Origin of the sequence: Streptomyces sp. NPDC048565, assembly GCF_040650935.1 — a bacterium.
GTDB lineage: Bacteria > Actinomycetota > Actinomycetes > Streptomycetales > Streptomycetaceae > Streptomyces.
In genome coordinates, this window is the sequence record NZ_JBEZIH010000002.1 from 346316 (window position 1) to 364624 (window position 18309).

Below are 18309 nucleotides of genomic sequence, written 5' to 3' on the forward strand. Positions count from 1 at the left end.
GAAGCCATACAAGCCGAGATCGGTCAGGAGCGGCAAGGACGTTTCGGGACGTTCCCCAGAAGGAAGGGGGCCATGACCGCTGTATTTACGCTGGATGCATGGAGCTCATCGTCCTGTGGGACATCGACCACACCTTGATCGAGAACGCCGGGGTCAGCAAGGAGATCTACGCCGCGGCCTTCACGGCCCTGGCGGGAAGGGCGCCCGCGGGGCCGGCGCGGACGGAAGGGCGTACGGACCGGCTGATCATGCGTGACATGTTCGAGCGGAACGGCCTGGCCGAGCCGGACTGGGCAGCGGTCGAGGAGGCGCTTGCCGACGCAGGGGAGGCGCGTCTCCATACCCTCAGCCAGCGGGGGACAGCCCTGCCCGGCGTGCGGGAAGTCCTGAAGGAGGTGTCCGTACGCAGCAGTTGGGTGTCGTCGGTGCTCACCGGCAATATCGCGGACAACGCCCGCGTGAAGGTCGCGGCCTTCGGCCTTGATCCCCTCCTCGACCTGCCAGTTGGCGCTTACGGGGCCGATGCCCTTCAGCGCCCCGACCTGGTCGCTGTCGCCCGGGAGCGTGCCCAGCGGCTGCGGGGCGCCCCGGATGGCGTGCTCGTTGTGCTCGTCGGAGACACCCCGAGGGACGTGGAGGCCGCACTCTCCACGGGCTCCGAGATCATCGCGGTCGCCTCCGGAGTCCATAGCGCCCAGGAGCTGGCAGAGGCCGGTGCCCGTACGGTTCTGCCCGATCTGACAGACACCGGCCGTGTACTCGGGATCCTGGAGGCGCTCTCCGCACGCTGAAAACGTCCCAGGACGTCCTCGGAGCGTCCCGATACGCGGTGACGAGGTCCGTACCTGTCCCGCCAATATCAGGTCTCCCACCAGGCAAGCACCTCGAAGGAGACCCTCGTGATCAGCGAAGTCACCGGGATCCGCAGGATCCGGATGCTGTACCTGCAGCTGCTCTACCGCTGCAACTTCGAATGCCTGCACTGCTTCCACGGCAAACGGCTCCAGCACGCCGACGCCTTCACCACGGACGAGGCGGTCAACCTCCTCACGCTGATGCGCGACGAGTACGGCACCGAGGCCGTCACCCTGCTGGGCGGCGAGCCGTTCGTCTACCGAGACCTCGCCCAAGTCGTCCGGTACGCCAAGCGGGACCTGGGCATGCAGGTCGAGATCTGCACCAACGGCTACCGCATCGAGCGCCGGCTGACCGAGATCGCCCCCGACCTGGACCTGCTCCGGGTATCGCTGGAGGGCATCGGTACAACCAACGACAAGATCCGGAAGTTCGGAAGCTACCGCAGTGCCCTGAGCGCACTCGAAATCGCCCAGCAGCTCGGCGTCCGCGCCGGCGCGACCATGACGGTCACCTCACGCAACATCGACGAGGTCCTGCCGCTCGCCCGCACACTGCAGCACTACGGGGTGGAGCAGCTGAAACTCCACTGCCTCCGGCCGGTCGGCAACGCAGCGGACCACCCCGAGCTCCTCGTCAACGACGCCACGGCCTACACCCGTCTGCGGGAGCGCCTGGCCTCGGCCGAGCTGGACATCGAGGTGATCCTCGACGAGGACCTGTCCGAGCTCGGTGCACCGGACGCCTGCCTCCCCGCCGGGGGCCCTGTGGAGATCGAACGGATCGAAGCTGACCCGCGCGGCGCGCTCACCATGTCCTGCAAGGCCGTCGGCAAGGACTCGCACGCCTTCTGGTACGACAAGCTCACCGACCACATCGACCACCGGCCGTCCGCCACCGACGAGCTCACGCTCGCGGTGCCGGACGTGGTTTACGGACGTGTCTGACCCGGCATCGTTCGAGAGCGTCGAAGGGTTACGCGGCACCGGCAAGTCGACGCTCGCCCCCATGCTCGCGGCCGCCCGTGGCGCGGTACTGGTCCCGACCGTGCCACCCGGCTACCAGGCACTTCGGCAGGAGGTCGACCGGCTGGGAAACGCAGAGGCACGCATGTGCTTCTACCTCTCAGCTCTGTTCACCGCCACCGATCAGATCCAGCGGTACCTGTCCGCCGGCATCCCGGTGGTGGTCGAGAGCTACTTCGCACGGTGCCTGGCCAACCACCGCGCTTTCGGGGCCGACCTCTCCGTGTCCCTGCCGTCGGGCATCCCGCGTCCCGTCACCTACTACCTCGTCTGCTCGGAGGACGAGCGCCGGCGCCGACTCGCCAGGCGCGACAAGCCTGTCTCGCGTTGGGACGCCCTCGCCGAGATCACTGCAGACAAGATCACCGACGCCTATGCCTCGTTTTCGATGCACCGCGTGAACACCACCGGTCTCACCCCTGACGAGGTCCTCCGAGCCGTCCTGAGCACCGACCCGCAAGGAGAGCAAGCCAGTGCAGGCACCCAGCATGTGGCGGCACACCCTCACCTTCTTCCCTCAGTTCCTCGCCGCGCTGAAGGAGCGTACGGAGCCTGACTCCACGGTGACGGTCATCGGCGCGAGCGACGGCAGACTCGTCGTGCCACTGGCCGCGGCCGGCTACCGCGTCATCGCGATCGAGCGCGACCCGCTCGCCCTCCACGGCGGCGAGGTCCAACTTCCGGGTGGCAGAACCGGTCACGCGATGGGCATGATCGAGCGGCTGAAGCAGGAAGGGCTCCACGACCGTGTTCAGGTCGTGGAGGAGGACTTCCTCGCCTCCGAATCCGTCACCGCCCTCTGTGATGCCGTCTGGACGAGCTGCTCGTGGCATTACAGTGCCAACCATCACCGGCCGTTGGGCGAGTTCGTCGACCGCATGCAGCGTCTGGTCCGGCCCGGCGGTCTGTTCGGCGCGGAGTTCATGATGCCCCTCACGCAACGCCATCACGTGCTGGAGCACTACACATCCCCGGAGAAGCTGCGGCGTTACTTCATCGGGGACTGGGACGTCCTGCTCACCCTGCGGACCAACGATTTCACCGAGCAGGCGCACGTCGGACAGTTGCAGGATCACAACCACCGCATGGGCCTTCTCCTCGCCGCCCGTGCGTCCACCCCCTCCTAGAGCTACGGGAAGAAGGACCTATGAAGCACGAGTACGAGGCCAAGTTCCTCAACGTCGACGTCGACGGCCTCCAGGCCAAACTGACGGCGCTCGGAGCAGTCCAGGCATTTCCGCGTACCCTCCTCACCCGGAAGATCTTCGAGAACGACGCCCTCGAAGGCGGCGCCTGGGTCCGCCTGAGGGACGAGGCCACCCGCTCCACTCTCACGCTGAAGCAGGTCACCGACTCCACGACGATCGACGGCACCACCGAGATCGAGACCGAGGTGTCCGACCTGCATGCCATGGCCGAGATCCTCCGCAACGTCGGCCTGCGCGAAGTCCGCTACCAGGAGAACTACCGCGAGGAGTGGCGCCTGGGCGAAGTCGCCTTCGACTTCGACACCTGGCCGGACCTCCCCACCTTCGTCGAGATCGAAGGACCCGATGAGGCATCGGTCCGCCAGGCAGCCGCCCTGCTCGACCTCGACTACACCGAGGCACGGTTCGGCAGCGTCGACGAGATCTACAAGAGCGAAGCCGGCAGGGACATCCTGGCCGAGCCCACGCTCCTCTTCGCCGACGCCGACAAGCAAGCTGCGGCCAGGACAGCTGTCCTGAGCGAGTGATCTTGGGGGCCGAGCTGTGTTTATAGAACTGGCCGTGACGCCTCGGGTCATACCCGGCATCGCCGAGTTCGCGCGCGGCGGTCTGCCCGCCGCGGCAGACACTGACGACGGCAATACGTGGACTGACGGCTTCTGCTGGCTCTACTGCGGCCAGCGATGGACCCGTGTTCTGTGGATCGGCCCGGTGAGTGTGGCGGGTGCCCAGGCGGCGATGTTCGCCTGCGGCCCGTGCATCCGCGTCTTGCAGGAGCAGGTCTGGCAGTCTCTCCTCCTTCACGACGAACCGACTCGCCCGCTACCTGTGAGCACGGCTTCTGCGACCGAGCAGCCTGAGGGGCGCCGCGTTGGAAAGCATCGCGCGCGGGGCGGCATGTTCCGTCGGGAGTGAGGCTGAGAACGGACAGTGGGCGCATTAACGGCTGGGCCGGTCACCACGTGTGGTGACCGGCCCAGCCGTTGATACGCAGGCGCCTCTCCGACGTAGGTCCACGCTTCCGGGGCTCACGGGCGCCCTGGGGAGACCCTCGCCGACGCTGCTGGCGGGTCTCTGGGGATCTGACTCTCCTGCCGGATCAGCGTCGGTGGCGGCTCGGCTGGCTTGTGGGCGCTGCGGTCGTCCTCGGCTGGTCGTTAGGTGAAGGGGTTCCGAAGGCTGATGCGCTGACGCTTCGTAGGCGGGCTGCCTCGGCGCGGCGGTTGGGTGGGGGGTTGCGGCTGGTGTGCTGGATGCGGGTGATCAGGACGCGGGCGGGTTGGCGGGCTGTGGTCAGTTCGCGTTGGGCTGCGGCTTCTTTGAGGAGGTGGTGGGGTTTGTGGCCGCTGGCTTCGGCGTCGGCGAGGACGGTGGCGAGGGCGGGCCAGCCGGGGTCGGTGAGGATCCGGTCGGCGTGTTCGGGGACGGCTGCGCGTACGTCGTTGGCGAGAGTGCGGCGAGTCTCTTCACCGGGGCGCCGGGCTTGGAGTGTGGTGAGTGTCGGAGCGAGCGCGGTGTCGGCTGCTGACTGGAGGTGCTGGACGGCTTGGCGGGCAGCGTCGGCCTGGTGGGCGTGGCCCTTGGCCTCGTGCCAGCGTGCGGTGAGGATGGCGGCCCAGAGGAGTGCGGCGGTCAGGGCTGCGAGGGCGCTGCCGTCGGGGCCTGTGGCGGTGTGTGCGATGTCGCGGGCTGCGGTCCGCAGGGCGTGGGCGGCCCGGTGCTCGGCCCGGATCTGTGACCGCTGTGCCCGGGCGAATGCCGTACTGGCTGCGCGCAGTTGGGCACGGTGGTCGGCGGGTGCTGCTTGGGCGGTGGCTTCGATCAGTTCGCCCAGAGCGCTGATGTTCGCCTGTGTTCGTGCGTCCTCGTCGGCGCTGGTGTTGGTGGTCTCTGGGCGGAGGGTGTCGAGGGCTTCGGTGGCCTGATGCCAGGGGGTGGTGGGTCGGTTGCGGCGGGCTGTGGGGTGTTCCTCCGGTGCGCTGGTTTCCAGGCGGGCTTTCAGTTTGGGGAGGGTGAGGTCGGGGGCGATCTTCCCGCCGGGGTGGTAGATCTGCTCGCCGTCCTTGTTCAGGTCGCCGGGCCGGCCGACGGCGTAGCCGAGGAGGTCTCCGGAGGGGCCTCGGCGAGGCTTGACCAGGATGTCGTCGGCTTCGAGGTAAGCGAGGAGTTCCTCGGCGCTGGTGGCGTGGGGGATGGCGGCGCGGATGCGGTCCTGGAGCCACTGGCGGCTGGTCTGCTCCCAGCCGAGGCGCTCGGCTTTGTGCATCTCGGCCTGGGTGGGGCGCCGGGCTGCGGTGCGGTCGCCCTTCTTCAGTTGTCGCAGCCCGTAGTCCTTCTCGATCTGACGGCATTCGTCGCCGACACGGATGCCGCTGTCGTGGAGTTTGGGGCGGCGGCCGTCTTCGCGGACGGTGGTGGCGAGGATGTGGATGTGGTCGTCGGCGTGGCGTACGGCGATCCAGCGGCAGGCCAGGTCGTCGCCGTCAGGGGCGATGCCCGCTGCGGACACGATGCGCTGGGCGATGTCGGCCCACTCGGTGTCGGAGAGATGGCGGTCTTCGGGTGCGGCGCGGACGGGGCAGTGCCAGACGTGGTCGGTGACGGGCTTGCCGAACTCGCTGTTCCGAAGGTGAACGGGCTCGTCGAGGTGGCGGGCGAGATCGGTGAGGGTGGCGTTCTCGTTGCGTCCGGGGTTGGGCATGCCGAGCATGGCAAATCCGGTCACCAGGTGTGGGTCGAGGTGTTCGTCGTGCCGGCCGGGGCCGTAGAGGTAGGCGAGCAGGCCGCGGGTGTTGGCTCCTGCCGGTTTGATGGCGGCGATCATCCGGTCAGACCTCCGTCGGGTCAGTGGGCCGACGCAGGGCTTCGGCGATCAGGACGAGCAGGTGGTGGAGTTCGTCGAGGCGCTGGCGAATGTTGGGCGGGGTGAAGTCGCTGTTGAGTGCGCGGGCGATCTGGTTGACGTTGACGCCGATGCGGTTGAGCTCGCGCAGCACCTGGGCGCGGAACATATGGGTGCGGCGGCGGTCTTCGGACAGGGGAAGGTTCGCGGCGAACCGGCCGGTGACGAAGGCGAGGACGATGTCGGCGGCGAAGCCGGATTCGCCCTTGTAGCCGTGCTCGGCGGCGGCCTCCTGGAGGGCGGCGTGCTCGTCGACGGTGAAGCGCAGCGGGCCGAGGCGGACGGTTCGCTTGGTGCCGGTGAAGCGGCGGATCGCCGGCTGGACGCTCTGCACATCGCGCTCGCCGGCCATCGGCTCGGCGGTGGGCGTGGGGTGGAGGATCTGCTGCTGGACGGTACGGAGCTCGTCCTGGTCGGGGCCGCCCTCGGCCCCGGCCTCCCGGTCCGGCGCCCCCTGGCGCCGGACCGTCTCCGCCACCCCTGGGGCGGAGACCCCCGAAGACCGGCCATGAGTCGGACTCGGGGTACTACTGGCTCCGCCAGGAGCCGTCCGTCCAAACGCCCGCCGCAAACGTTCCGTCAGCGTAGGCGACTTCGTCAGTGTCGGCGGCCCGTCGATGGAGCCGTCAGTGTGGATCGGTTCGTGGGTCATGGATAGCTCTCCGGAAGATGTGGGCCGGGTGGTGGCGTGCGGAGGCCACGGCTACGACTGCGGGAGTGTGGATGAGTGAGGGCGGCGGAGAGGCGGGGACCGCTTGACCGGTGGCCGTAGGAGTTCCGGCCACCGGGATGGCGGACGATCAGCCGACGTTCCGACCGATGCCGGGTTCCGACCGGAGGACTTCCATGACTTCGGTCAGCCTCTGGCCGCCGACCGTATGTCCCTTGGCCCGTATGGCCTGTTGCACGATGCCCCGTGTGAGCTTGCGCTGCTCGGCCGCAGCGATCCGCCCGATCTCAACCAGGTCCTCGACCGTCGCGCTGACCGGACGCCCACCACGCGGCTGGTGCTCCGAAATCCGGGGCGACGGCGTTCGGCTGGAGTCGGTTGCCTGCGGATTGGCGATGCGTTCGGATGGCGTGGCCTGCGGTTCCGGTGCCTCGGCGGAATTGAGTGCCGGGCGGTCGAGGGGCCGGTCGACCAGTTGGTGGATCTGCCGCATCAGCACGCCGAAGGCCAATAGGGCTGCGGTCGGGGGAACCGCCGCGACCACGTAGTCGAGCAAGGGCACGACGCTCGCGTTGCCCGTGCCGCTGACACCGGCCACGTTGAGCGCAATGGATCCGACCGACCCGGTAGCGGTCAGGGTGACCGCCCACCAGTCGGTCACTCGCCGGAGGCCGGCGCGGAGCATGAGCAGTTCGCCCGCGACGATGAAGGCGTCCAGGGTCGCGGGCCAGGCCCATTGCCGGACCGGGGAGCTTCCCAGGCCATGCTGTCCGGCGACTTGGGCGAGGTGTGCGTAGGAGAGCCAGAAGCCGCCGGCGGTGAGGGCGATGATGACGGTTCCGGCTGCGGCGAGGGCGTACCGCTCGGCGGCATGCTGGGCCGTTGCTTGTGGCTTCACGTCCTGGACGTGCTCGGCGTGGGGCATCGCGTTGCCCTGCTGGGTGGTGTCATGAGGCGTGGCGGGTGTGGTCATGCGGGTTCTCCGGGGTGGTTCTGCGGAGGCGATCACGGCGTTCACGCCGGGGGCGTACACGCGAGCCCCCTTCTAAAGGGGGGCTCACGCGTGAACGCTGGTGTGCGTGTACGGCGTGAACGATCGCGTGATCGTCTGACCTGGGGTTTCGTTCGTGGCGTGTACGCCTGCGGTGAGGCGTGGGCCGGTGCGCGGGGGAGGGGTGCGTGTACGCCCTCGTGTACGGTCCCGGCGTTCGGCGATCAGGTCAGGAGACGGCGCCGATATGGCGGACTGAGGCGCGGTAGCGGGCTTGCTGGCCGCCTCCGGTGCCGCCTGCGGTGCCTTCGGCCTTGCCTGCGAGTCCGGCCCTGACGAGTCGGTCCAGGGTGCGCCTGGCTTTCTCGGTGGCCGAGCGCTCGGGGTTGTTCTGGCCGCTTTGGATCATGGCGAGTTCGCGCACGGTCAGGCCGTCGGGGCGCTGTCGCAGGATGGCGACCGGGTCGAGGGCGGGGTCGAGCGTCGAGATGCCGCGTTCGTGGTCGTGGATGACCTGGAGGGGGCCGATCTCGCCGGTGGGGGTTTTGAGGTGGTGCAGGGTGACGGCGAGGTCGCCGGCCTCCCCGGAGACGAAGAGAACGCTGCCCGCGCCGGACGTGATCCACGTGGAGCCGTAGACACGGTCCAGGGTGGGCTTCTGGGCGCGTGGAGCGCCCTCGGTGGCCTTGCGCTGATGGTGGAGTTCCATGATCTCGACGCCATTGCGGATAGCTCGCTGGCGGGCGTTGTTGTAGGCGACGCCGAGGGCGTCGTCGACCAGCGTGCTCACCGCGTCCTTGAGGCTGTCGATCACGATGGTGTCGGCCTGGTGGGCTGCGGCAAGGTCGGCGAGGAGATCGGGCTCCTTGTCCAGACTGGCGGGCAGGGGGCCCTGCCAGACGGCGAGCCCGTCGCGCAAGCGCTGCTCATGCTCGGGCCCGACGCTGCGCGCCATGGCGCGGGCGATCTGCTTGTACCGGTCCAGCGCGAGGTAAAGCACCCGTCGGCTCGGTGCGACCGGCATGTCCAGGACGCTGTCCGACAGGCCCAGACGAGCGAGGATCACCTGGTGGGCCAGCGTGGTCTTCCCGACTCCCGGAGCTCCGACGATCATCAGGCTCTCTCCCGACGACCAGGCCGTCTGCTCCCGAGTGCCCCAGAGAGGTTCGGTGTCAGTGCCGGTCTCGGTGACGAAGCGCCATCCGTCGGTGATGAACCGGGAGAGTCGGCCCTGTCCCGAGGCCAGCGCACGCTCGCGCTCCGTCTGGACCTCTGCCTCCACCTCGCTGCGGATGGCATCCGGATCGGCGCCCGGCTCCATCGCCCGCTGAGCGGTCCGGATGCCGGAGGCGCGCAGACGCCTGAGATCGGCCATCGTGCGCACGATGCCCGCGTAGTAGGCGGCGCTGCTGGCGGAGGGTACGGCGTCGGCGAGCTGGTGGACGTACACCACACCGCCGACCCGCTCCAGGTCGTCTTGGGCGCGCAGCTGGTGCGACAGGACGATGGGGTCGGTTGGCTTGTCCTCGCTGTGCAGGGCGAGGATGGCACGCCAGACCGTCTCGTGTGCGGGGCGGTAGAAATCGGCTGCGTTGAGCAGCAGGCGTACTTCGTCGATCACCGCGCCCTTGTGCATGCAGGCCCCCAGCACGGCGGCCTCGGCGTCGACGTCGTGCGGCGGGACCGCGGTGAGGTCGCCGGGCGTGGGCTGGCGGCCGGTTCCCGCGAGGTGTGGCGCGGTCGGCCGGGGTTCGTCCATACTGGACATTGAGCTCCTCAACTTGCGGGCCGTACGGGACGGCGAATCCCAGGCCACGCGGGTCAATCGTTCAGGGATGGGCGGTTACGAGAGTTCGTGCTTGGCCCCCGACGTTCGTAGCGTCGGGGGCTTTTTGCGTTCACCGCCGTTCGAGGGCGGACGTCTACAGTACCTGACGTTTTCGGAAGCGCAACGGTTGCATTTGGCTCCGGAATGGTGTTTAGTTTTCACCATCGCCCCGGCTGTCCGTCGGGCCTCAGCAAGGAGGTGCAGTGATGAGCAGTGACGAAGGCGCCTCCCGCGCGGGGCCGGACCGGCCGCCAGCCGAGGAGCATGTCGCGGAGCGGATCAAGCTCGAACGCGAGGCACGCGGGTGGAGCACGGTCACGCTGGCCGAGCGAATGGCAGACGCCGGCCACCCGGTCAACCAGTCCGCGATCTGGCGCATCGAGAGCGGCAAGCCCCGCCGTCGGGTCAACCTTGATGAGGCGCTCGGCTTCTGCAAGGTCTTCGACCTGACCTTCGACGAGCTGACCAGCCCCCCCGGCCAGCTCGCCAACCCCCTGGTCCGTCGTCTTGTCGGCGACTACGTAGCGAGATGGAAGGAATGGCGGGCCCTGGGCAAGGACATGCGCCGGATCCAGGACGAACTCGCGGCGTACACGGACGCCAATCCCAACCAGGAAGACATGGTCAAGGCTCTGCTGACCCACGAGCTGACCATCGCCTCGAACGGCGAGTTCCATCACCACCTCGGAGCGCCAACTCGGCTTCGCAGCTATCTCGGCGAGCGCATGGACGCGCCGTCCGAACAGAGCTGACTCGGCCCCTCGCTGCTACGAACAGCGAGGGCCTGCCGTCTCCGGTTCCTTCACTTCACGCCCGTCCCTGAACGACTTGCCGGCCTACCGGGATTCGCCGTCCCTTGGCCTGCCAGGAGAGGACCCTCCCTTGCACCGCACCGAACTGCCGCTTGCCCAGATAGCGGACCTGCTGGACGTCCCCGAGGCCGACCTGCGGAATCTGCTCTCCGAACGGCGTCCCGCCGGAGGCGACACCACCCTCGTGGCCCTCACCGTTGCCGAAGCCGCGCGCCGCATCGGCATCGGCCGCACGAAACTGTACGAGTACGTCACCTCCGGCGAGATCGCCTCGGTGAAGATCGGCAGCTTGCGCCGTATCCCAGCAGAGGCGGTGAACGACTTCCTGGCCAGGCGCCTCACGGCCAGCGACTTCGGGGCCGCAGCATGACCCGGGGCGCGACGGCGAAGGGCCGTCAGCCCAACGGCGCCTCTTCGATTTTCCATGGCAAGGACGGCCGTTGGCACGGATACGTCACCGTGGGCACCAAGGACGACGGCGCACCTGACCGGCGCCACATCAGCCGCAAGACCCGTCCTGACGTGACCAAGGCTGTCCGCGAACTGGAGCGCCAGCGGGACAAGGGGTCCGTCCGCAAGGCCGGCCAGAACTGGACGTTGGAGACCTGGCTCGTCCACTGGGTCGAGAACATTGCCGCGCCGAACGTCTCCGAGAACACGATCGACGGCTACCGCGTCGCGGTCTACCACCACCTCATACCTGGCCTGGGCGCCCACCGCTTGGAGAAGCTGGAGCCGGAACACCTGGAGCGCTTCTACAAGAAGATGCAGGAAACCGGAAGCGCCGCCGGCACCGCCCACCAGACGCACCGGACCGTCCGCACCGCGCTCAACGAGGCGGTGCGTCGGGGTCACCTCGCGGTCAACCCGGCCACGATTGCCAAAGGCCCTCGTGTCGAAGAGGAGGAGGTTGAGCCGTACTCGATCGAGGAGGTCCAGCGCCTGCTCGCCGAAGCGCACAAGCATCGCAACACCGCACGCTGGGTCATCGCCCTGGCGCTCGGCCTGCGGCAGGGCGAGGTCCTCGGCATGCAGTGGAGTGACGTTGACTTCGAACTCGATGTGATCCGCGTGCGCCGAGGTCGGCTGCGGCCCCGCTATCAGCACGGATGCGGCGACCGCTGCGGGCGTAAACCGGGCTTCTGCCCTCAGAAGATCAATACGCGTCGCGAGACCAAGACCGTGAAGTCCCGCGCCGGCCAGCGGCCCATCGGTGTCCCGGGTGAGTTGATGAAGCTGCTTCGTCGGCACAAGGAGGAACAGGATCGCGAGCGGAAGCGCGCACGCGATCTGTGGACGGAGAAGGGGTACGTTTTCACCTCGCCGACCGGCGAGCCCTTGAACCCGAACACGGACTTCCATAAATGGAAGGGCCTCCTGAAGGCGGCGGAAGTCCGCGACGGCCGCCTCCACGATGCTCGCCACACCGCGGCGACCGTCCTGCTGATTCTCGGTGTCTCTGACGCGGTTGTGGACGGAATCATGGGCTGGGAGCCCGGAAAATCTGCGCGGATGCGCCGCCGCTACCAGCACCTCACCAGCCGTGTCCTGAAGGACACGGCAGACAAGGTCGGTGGGCTCCTCTGGGGCAATGCCCCGGCCCAGGCGGTCGGAGGCTCATTGTCTGGCGCCGACCAGAGCCCTGTCCCTGCTGAGCTGATGGTCCACGTCGCCCGCCTTGGTGAGCGGCGGGTGCCCTTCCTTCAGCGAGAGCATGCTGCCGAGGTCGTTGCCCAGTGGAGCGAGGACTGGCCGGACCGAACGGCTGAGGTCGAGGAGTGGGATCGCGGGCGCTGGGAGCGCAACGGCCCCGGTGGTGTGCGGGAGGTCCGTGATCGGATGCCCGAGCGGACGGTGGTCTTTCACGCCCGTGCGCTGTTCCGTCCCAGCGGAGAGCGAGAGTCGACAGCGCTCCCCGAACAGTGGTCCGTGCCGACCTGGGAGTTCGAAATCGGTGCCTACACCAACCGCCCGTCGGTCTGGCGCACGGTCCGAATCCCCGGTACGGGCCAAGAGGTCGAGGCCAACGCGCGCGGTACGGACAAAGTGGCCGTGGGGGCCGCCTTCGCCGAGGCGTGTACACAAGCTGTGGACCGCGCGCAGAACCCGGGGAAGTACGGCGACGCAGACGAGTGGTAGACGCTGAATCAACAGCACGAAGCCGTGCGACGGGGATCCGTCGCACGGCTTCGTGCTGTTGTTGCCCATCTCCCCCTGGGAGACGCCCTGTTGAGTGTCAGTGGTCGCTTCTATGTTAGAGAGATGGCAAATGGGGTGTGGCACACCGGATATGGCCTAGAGATCAATCTGTCACTGCCTGACCTCGGTCACCCGGGGCGTCCCGATCTGTTGCGGGAGATCACCGCCAAGGTCTCCGACCGCGACGCGCATCTGCTCGAATGCCTCGCACACCACGACGGGCGGGAATGCCTGTCTGAGACCGGCGGGAAGTCCCCGTGGATGTTCATCCGTCGAGGCAGGGTTGGGGGCCGGCGACCTCTCGTGGCCTCACACCTGCCGATCACGCACAAGGCGACCCCGGCGGAGAGTGCCCAGCACAAGGCCACCAAGGACCGGATCGTCGAGACCGCCGGGCGCTACGGTCTGGACGCCGAGGCCGAGGTTCCCATGGCGAACCGGCGGAGCGTCTCGGACGCCGTAGTCACCGGGCCTGGCGGTCTCAGGATCGGCTGGGAGATCCAGTACCACCACCTCAGCCCCAGCAGCGTGCACCGGCGTTCGGTCAACGCCGTGGAACACGGCATCACCCCGCTGTGGGTGGCGAAGGACCGGACGGCCTCCCTGATCGACCGTGCCCCCTGGGCGCGCGTAGACGACATGCCGTGGAAGGACATTGTTGACCGCAAGGAGATGGTGATCCGCGGCGGCTACCGGCACCTCGAAGTCTGGAAGTGCGTACCGAGCAGCGAGCGCCACTGCCTCCTCAGAGAGGGCGCCGGTCATTGTGGCGCGATTCACGCGGACTGGTTCGTGCCGGCGCTGTGCCTCCCGGAGAAGAAGCCGGTCCGCATCGAGGACCTGGTCCTGCAGAGCGCTACAGGGGAGAGCGTCCCGGTCTACGTGCCCAGTCGGGGCAGTGGCCGCGCTGGGCGGCACATGTGGGTGTCGGCGGCCGATCGTGCGCTGTGGGAGGAGATCGTCAACGAGAAGACGCCCCTGCCCGCAGTCCCGGCCGAGGAAGACGACGACGTGATCACCTTCGCTGAGCAGGAGGTCGACCGCACCTGCCGGGCAGGCGAAGACAGCTGGTTCATCAGTGACGCCCGGCCTCTTCGCGATCTCGATCAACCGACGGGCGGCTTTACCCTCCCCCGTCTGCCAACCCAACGTTCCAGCGACCCGACGCGGATCACTCGCGTCGAGCGGGCAGCAGCCTCCGCAGCGCTGGGCTGTCCGCCATGGGAGCTCGGGCTGTGCGCCAGCTGTACCCAGATGATGCGGCGGTACGGGCGGAACGCGGCCATGTACTGCAACGTGTGCCGGACAGCCCTCAACGGGCGGTAGGCGGCAACTGCAACCAGAACTGCAACCACCAACGTCGAAGGGCCCCACCGCAAGCGATGGGGCCCTTCAACGTATTGCCCGGTGAGAGCAATGGCGGAGGATACGAGATTCGAACTCGTGAGGGGTTGCCCCCAACACGCTTTCCAAGCGTGCGCCCTAGGCCACTAGGCGAATCCTCCGCGGCAAACAATACAAGACGTTGGAGGGTGCTCGCGAACACGTTCCCGTCAGATCGTTCCGCACCGGTCTCCGGGAGGGGTGGGGTCGGGGAGCGGGTGGACGACAGGGGGCTGGGATCGGCTAAGGTGGGCGTCAGCCCCTCACGTGGCGCTATCTGACTGAACTCCCCCAGGGCCGGAAGGCAGCAAGGGTAAGTTGGCTCTGGCGGGTGCGTGGGGGGCCCTTGCGTGTCCGGAGTGATGTGCCAGGCGTGTGTGATCGTCCGCCGGGTTCCAGGCCCGGGCGGGGCCGGTTGTCAGTCCGCCCCGATAACCTCGTATGTGTGTCGTCCCTTGCGCTCTACCGCCGCTATCGCCCCGAGTCCTTCGCCGAGGTCATCGGTCAGGAGCATGTCACTGACCCGTTGCAGCAGGCCCTGCGGAACAACCGGGTCAACCACGCGTATCTGTTCAGCGGGCCGCGTGGCTGTGGAAAGACGACCAGTGCGCGCATCCTCGCCCGCTGTCTGAACTGCGAGCAGGGGCCCACGCCGACTCCCTGCGGGGAGTGTCAGTCCTGCCGGGACCTCGCGCGCAACGGACCGGGTTCGATCGATGTCATCGAGATCGACGCCGCGTCGCACGGTGGCGTGGACGACGCCCGTGACCTGCGGGAGAAGGCGTTCTTCGGGCCCGCGTCGAGTCGGTACAAGATCTACATCATCGACGAGGCGCACATGGTCACCCCGGCCGGGTTCAACGCCCTGCTGAAGGTGGTCGAGGAGCCGCCGGAGCATCTCAAGTTCATCTTCGCGACCACCGAACCCGAGAAGGTCATCGGCACGATCAGGTCGCGCACGCACCACTACCCCTTCCGGCTGGTGCCGCCCGGGACGCTGCGCGGTTATCTCGCGGAGGTGTGCGGCAAGGAGAACAGCTCCGTCGAGGACGGCGTGCTGCCGCTCGTGGTGCGGGCCGGTGCGGGATCCGTGCGTGACTCGATGTCCGTCATGGACCAGCTGCTGGCCTCCGCCGCCGACGACGGTGTGACATACGCCATGGCTACCTCGCTCCTCGGATATACGGACGGGTCTCTGCTGGACTCCGTCGTGGACGCCTTCGCGTCGGGCGACGGGGCGGCGGCCTTCGAGGTCGTGGACCAGGTGATCGAGGGCGGCAACGACCCCCGGCGCTTCGTCGCGGATCTGCTGGAGCGCCTCCGTGACCTGGTGATCCTCGCCGCGGTGCCGGATGCCGGGGACAAGGGGCTCATCGACGCGCCCGCCGATGTGGTGGAGCGGATGCAGGCGCAGGCGTCCGTCTTCGGCGCCGCCGAGCTGAGCCGCGCCGCCGACCTGGTCAACGAAGGGCTCACCGAGATGCGTGGGGCGACATCGCCCCGGCTCCAGGTGGAGCTGATCTGTGCCCGCGTGCTGCTGCCCGCCGCCTTCGACGACGAGCGTTCGCTCCAGGCCAGGCTGGACCGGCTGGAGCGCGGCGGGTCCTTCGCCGCAGCGGGGCCCGGGCCCGCTGTGGGGTACGTGCCGGGGCCGGAGGCCCATGGGCCCGGCGTCGGGATGCCCGGCGGCGGTGTCGGCGGTCCCGCAGCGGCCCGTGCGGCGGTCCGGGGCGAGGTTCCGGGCGGCGCTCCGGGCGGCGGTGCGCCCGCTGAAGCCCCCCGGGCCGCGCCCATGGCCGCCGAGGCCGCGACGCCCCCTGCGGCAGCCCAAGCCCAGCAGTCCCAGCCGGCGGCACCGCAGGAGGCGCCCCAGGCCCAGCAGTCGACGGCTCAGCAGCCCCCTCAGGCTCAGCAGCCCCAGGCTCCCGCTCCCGCAGGGCAGCGTCCCGGCGCCTGGCCGGGGGCGGCCGGAGCCGGTGGCGGTGCGGGCGGCGCGGAACCGGCGCGCAGGCCGGGCGGCTGGCCGACCGCCTCAGCGCCCGGAGGCGGCGTACCTCAGGCACCCCAGGCCCCTCAGGCACAGACGCCCCCGCCGGCCCCCGCCCCGCCCTCCCAGGCCCCCGCCGGGCGGGCACCCGCGGCCGGCGGGCAGGACATGGCGCAGGGCGCGGCCCAGGTGCGGAACATGTGGCCGGACATCCTCGAAGCCGTGAAGAACCGCCGCCGGTTCACCTGGATCCTGCTCAGCCAGAACGCCCAGGTCACCGGCTTCGACGGCAGCACCCTTCAGCTCGGCTTCCTCAACGCAGGGGCACGCGACACCTTCTCCAGCAGCGGCAGCGAAGAGGTGCTCAAGCAGGCCCTCGCCGAGCAGTTCAACGCCACGTGGCGGGTCGACGCGGTCGTCGACCCGTCGGGCGGTGGCGGCCAGCCCGCGCCGACCGGCGGTGGCGGTGGTGGTGGCAGGCCCCCGGCCGCCCCCTATCAGCCCCCGCCCGCGGCGCCGCCGGCTCCGTCGTACGAGTCCCGGCCGGCCGCACCCGCCCCGCAGGCCCCGCCGCCCGCTCAGCAGCCCCCGGCGCAGCAGTCGTCCGGGCGGCCCGAGGAGTCCTCGTACGACCGGTCCTCGTACGACCGCCCGGCTCCCGAGCCGCCCCGGGCGGTCGCGCCCGAGGACGACACCGCCGAGGCGGACGATCCCGATCTGGTCGACTCCGCGCTCTCCGGGCACGACCTGATCGTCCGCGAGCTGGGCGCCACGGTCGTCGAGGAGTTCACCAATGAGTGAGCCCGAGCCCGAGCCCGAGCTCGCACGCGCACCCGCACCCGCGTAGTCGGTCGGGCCCGCGGGCCGAGTCATCGCGCCGATGGGGCCGTCCGTCGACGGTGCTGTCCGCTGACGGGCCTGTCCGTCGACGGCGCTGCCGTCGGCGGGCCGTCCACGGAGCGGCGCCCGTCGAGGCACCCTGCCCCCGGCGGCTAGGCTGCACCCCGTGAAGGTCCTCGTCATCGGCGGCGGCGCCCGCGAACACGCCCTGTGCCGCTCTCTCTCCCTCGACCCCGAAGTCACCGCTCTGTACTGCGCCCCCGGCAACGCCGGAATCGCAGAGGTGGCCGAACTGCACCCGGTCGACGCACTCGACGGCGACGCCGTCGCGCGCCTCGCCACCGAGCTGGGTGCCGAGCTGGTGGTCGTCGGCCCGGAGGCACCGCTTGTCGCCGGTGTCGCCGACGCCGTGCGCGCGGCCGGTATCCCCTGCTTCGGCCCCTCGGCCGAGGCCGCACGGCTCGAAGGGTCCAAGGCGTTCGCCAAGGACGTCATGGCCGGTGCCAACGTCCCGACCGCCCTCAGCTACGTCTGCACCACGCCCGCCGAGATCGACGAGGCCCTGGACGCCTTCGGCGCGCCGTACGTCGTGAAGGACGACGGTCTCGCGGCAGGCAAGGGTGTCGTCGTCACGGACGACGTCGACGTCGCGCGGGCCCACGCCCTGGCCTGCGACCGTGTGGTCATCGAGGAGTTCCTCGACGGCCCCGAGGTCAGCCTCTTCGCGATCACCGACGGCACCACGGTGCTGCCCCTCCAGCCGGCCCAGGACTTCAAGCGCGCCCTGGACGGCGACGAGGGCCCGAACACCGGCGGCATGGGCGCGTACTCCCCGCTCCCGTGGGCCGACCCGAAGCTGGTCGACGAGGTCATGCGGACCGTCCTCCAGCCGACCGTGGACGAGCTCCGCCGCCGTGGCACCCCGTTCTCCGGGCTGCTGTACGCGGGCCTCGCGATCACCTCGCGCGGCGTACGGGTCATCGAGTTCAACGCACGCTTCGGCGACCCGGAGACCCAGGTGGTCCTGGCCCGGCTGAAGACGCCGCTCGCCGGGCTCCTGCTCGGTTCGGCCAACGGCACCCTGGACGCCGCGCCCGCGCTGAACTGGCACGACGACGCCGCCGTCACCGTGGTCATCGCCTCGCACAACTACCCGGACACCCCCCGCACGGGAGACCCGATCGAGGGCCTCGCCGATGTGGTGGCGAAGGATGCACCGCACGCGTTCGTCCTGCACGCCGGTACCCGGCAGGACGGCGACGCGGTCGTCAGCGCCGGAGGGCGCGTGCTCTCCGTGACAGCGAGCGGCAAGGACCTGACGCAGGCCAGGGAGCGCGCCTACGCGGCGGTGGGCCGGATCCGGCTCGACGGCTCCCAGCACCGTACGGACATCGCCCGCAAGGCCGCCGAGGAAGCCTGAGCCCCCACTCCTCACCCGAGTCTCCGCTCGTCCCCTGTGCCCGGCGCCCCACGGGAGGCGCCGGGCACAGGGGTGTCAGGCCCCTTCGCGAGGCCGCGCGGTATCACCGAACGACCGTGCACCGGTACGTCAGCAGCTTTACCCAAAGCCATTCCATCGGGTGACGGCTCGGCCATCCGGATGACGCCC

15 protein-coding genes, 1 tRNA gene and 1 other RNA gene are annotated in these 18309 nt (G+C 69.4%); 12 read left to right on the plus strand and 5 right to left on the minus strand.

All coding sequences use genetic code 11. The features are described from left to right. Nucleotides 1–98: 98 nt before the first annotated feature. The 5 genes from AB0C75_RS03875 to AB0C75_RS03895 all read left to right on the plus strand — a co-directional run bounded on the left by AB0C75_RS03875 (nt 99) and on the right by AB0C75_RS03895 (nt 3615). Nucleotides 99–791, plus strand: a complete 693-nt coding sequence (locus AB0C75_RS03875) for a haloacid dehalogenase-like hydrolase (protein WP_362886758.1) — start codon at nt 99–101, stop codon at nt 789–791. Between the two features lie 108 nt (nt 792–899). Beyond that, entirely contained in the window at nt 900–1802 is a 903-nt protein-coding gene (locus AB0C75_RS03880; protein WP_362886760.1) for a radical SAM protein, read from the plus strand. Beyond that, entirely contained in the window at nt 1795–2436 is a 642-nt protein-coding gene (locus AB0C75_RS03885) for a hypothetical protein (RefSeq protein ID WP_362886762.1), read from the plus strand. The genes AB0C75_RS03880 and AB0C75_RS03885 overlap by 8 nt, the downstream gene beginning before the upstream one ends. Beyond that, the gene (locus AB0C75_RS03890) at nt 2354–3007 is read left to right on the plus strand and encodes an SAM-dependent methyltransferase (RefSeq protein WP_362886764.1); all 654 of its coding nucleotides are present in this window, start codon (nt 2354–2356) and stop codon (nt 3005–3007) included. Before AB0C75_RS03885 ends, AB0C75_RS03890 begins: the two co-directional genes overlap by 83 nt. A gap of 20 nt (nt 3008–3027) precedes the next feature. Beyond that, nucleotides 3028–3615, plus strand: coding sequence for a class IV adenylate cyclase (locus AB0C75_RS03895; RefSeq protein ID WP_362886765.1), 588 nt, complete (start codon nt 3028–3030; stop codon nt 3613–3615). Between the two features lie 572 nt (nt 3616–4187). Here the strand turns inward: AB0C75_RS03895 and AB0C75_RS03900 are convergent. The 4 genes from AB0C75_RS03900 to AB0C75_RS03915 form a co-directional block, all read right to left on the minus strand. Continuing rightward, nucleotides 4188–5912: a mobilization protein gene (locus AB0C75_RS03900; protein ID WP_362886767.1), complete on the minus strand. Its 1725-nt coding sequence runs from the start codon at nt 5910–5912 to the stop codon at nt 4188–4190. A gap of 4 nt (nt 5913–5916) precedes the next feature. Next, a complete protein-coding gene (locus AB0C75_RS03905; RefSeq protein WP_362886768.1) occupies nt 5917–6468 on the minus strand; it encodes a MobC family plasmid mobilization relaxosome protein in 552 nt (183 codons plus the stop codon). A 322-nt stretch (nt 6469–6790) separates the two neighbouring features. Then, nucleotides 6791–7585: a DUF2637 domain-containing protein gene (locus AB0C75_RS03910; RefSeq protein WP_362886940.1), complete on the minus strand. Its 795-nt coding sequence runs from the start codon at nt 7583–7585 to the stop codon at nt 6791–6793. Between the two features lie 295 nt (nt 7586–7880). Then, nucleotides 7881–9419 (minus strand): DnaB-like helicase N-terminal domain-containing protein, encoded by a 1539-nt coding sequence (locus AB0C75_RS03915; protein WP_362886770.1) that lies wholly within the window; start codon nt 9417–9419, stop codon nt 7881–7883. Nucleotides 9420–9685: 266 nt separating this feature from the next. Here AB0C75_RS03915 and AB0C75_RS03920 point away from each other — a divergent pair, with 266 nt between their 5' ends. The 4 genes from AB0C75_RS03920 to AB0C75_RS03935 all read left to right on the plus strand — a co-directional run bounded on the left by AB0C75_RS03920 (nt 9686) and on the right by AB0C75_RS03935 (nt 13816). After that, complete coding sequence (locus AB0C75_RS03920; RefSeq protein WP_355287967.1) at nt 9686–10231, plus strand: helix-turn-helix transcriptional regulator; 546 nt, start codon at nt 9686–9688, stop codon at nt 10229–10231. A gap of 130 nt (nt 10232–10361) precedes the next feature. After that, a complete protein-coding gene (locus AB0C75_RS03925) occupies nt 10362–10661 on the plus strand; it encodes a helix-turn-helix domain-containing protein (protein WP_362886772.1) in 300 nt (99 codons plus the stop codon). Beyond that, on the plus strand, nt 10658–12430 hold the full coding sequence (locus AB0C75_RS03930; RefSeq protein WP_362886774.1) for a tyrosine-type recombinase/integrase: 1773 nt from the start codon (nt 10658–10660) through the stop codon (nt 12428–12430). The genes AB0C75_RS03925 and AB0C75_RS03930 overlap by 4 nt, the downstream gene beginning before the upstream one ends. Before the next feature lie 90 nt (nt 12431–12520). Next, a complete protein-coding gene (locus AB0C75_RS03935) occupies nt 12521–13816 on the plus strand; it encodes a hypothetical protein (protein ID WP_362886776.1) in 1296 nt (431 codons plus the stop codon). A gap of 91 nt (nt 13817–13907) precedes the next feature. Here AB0C75_RS03935 and AB0C75_RS03940 read toward each other — a convergent pair. Next, nucleotides 13908–13995, minus strand: a tRNA-Ser gene (locus AB0C75_RS03940). A gap of 132 nt (nt 13996–14127) precedes the next feature. Between AB0C75_RS03940 and ffs the strand changes: the two genes are divergently transcribed. The 3 genes from ffs (at nt 14128) to purD (ending at nt 18120) form a co-directional block, all read left to right on the plus strand. Beyond that, nucleotides 14128–14224: signal recognition particle sRNA small type (ffs, locus tag AB0C75_RS03945), an RNA gene on the plus strand. 94 nt (nt 14225–14318) lie between these two features. Continuing rightward, nucleotides 14319–16661, plus strand: coding sequence for a DNA polymerase III subunit gamma and tau (locus AB0C75_RS03950; protein WP_362886778.1), 2343 nt, complete (start codon nt 14319–14321; stop codon nt 16659–16661). A gap of 205 nt (nt 16662–16866) precedes the next feature. Further along, on the plus strand, nt 16867–18120 hold the full coding sequence (purD, locus tag AB0C75_RS03955) for a phosphoribosylamine--glycine ligase (RefSeq protein ID WP_362886780.1): 1254 nt from the start codon (nt 16867–16869) through the stop codon (nt 18118–18120). Nucleotides 18121–18309: the final 189 nt, after the last annotated feature.

Excerpts from the sequence above, each read along its gene's own strand:
- AB0C75_RS03875 (WP_362886758.1), top strand. The coding sequence starts at position 99 with ATGGAGCTCATCGTCCTGTGGGACATCGACCACACCTTGATCGAGAAC.
- AB0C75_RS03895 (WP_362886765.1), top strand. The coding sequence starts at position 3,028 with ATGAAGCACGAGTACGAGGCCAAGTTCCTCAACGTCGACGTCGACGGC.
- AB0C75_RS03900 (WP_362886767.1), bottom strand. The coding sequence starts at position 5,912 with ATGATCGCCGCCATCAAACCGGCAGGAGCCAACACCCGCGGCCTGCTC.
- AB0C75_RS03910 (WP_362886940.1), bottom strand. The coding sequence starts at position 7,585 with ATGCCCCACGCCGAGCACGTCCAGGACGTGAAGCCACAAGCAACGGCC.
- AB0C75_RS03915 (WP_362886770.1), bottom strand. The coding sequence starts at position 9,419 with ATGTCCAGTATGGACGAACCCCGGCCGACCGCGCCACACCTCGCGGGA.
- AB0C75_RS03920 (WP_355287967.1), top strand. The coding sequence starts at position 9,686 with ATGAGCAGTGACGAAGGCGCCTCCCGCGCGGGGCCGGACCGGCCGCCA.
- AB0C75_RS03930 (WP_362886774.1), top strand. The coding sequence starts at position 10,658 with ATGACCCGGGGCGCGACGGCGAAGGGCCGTCAGCCCAACGGCGCCTCT.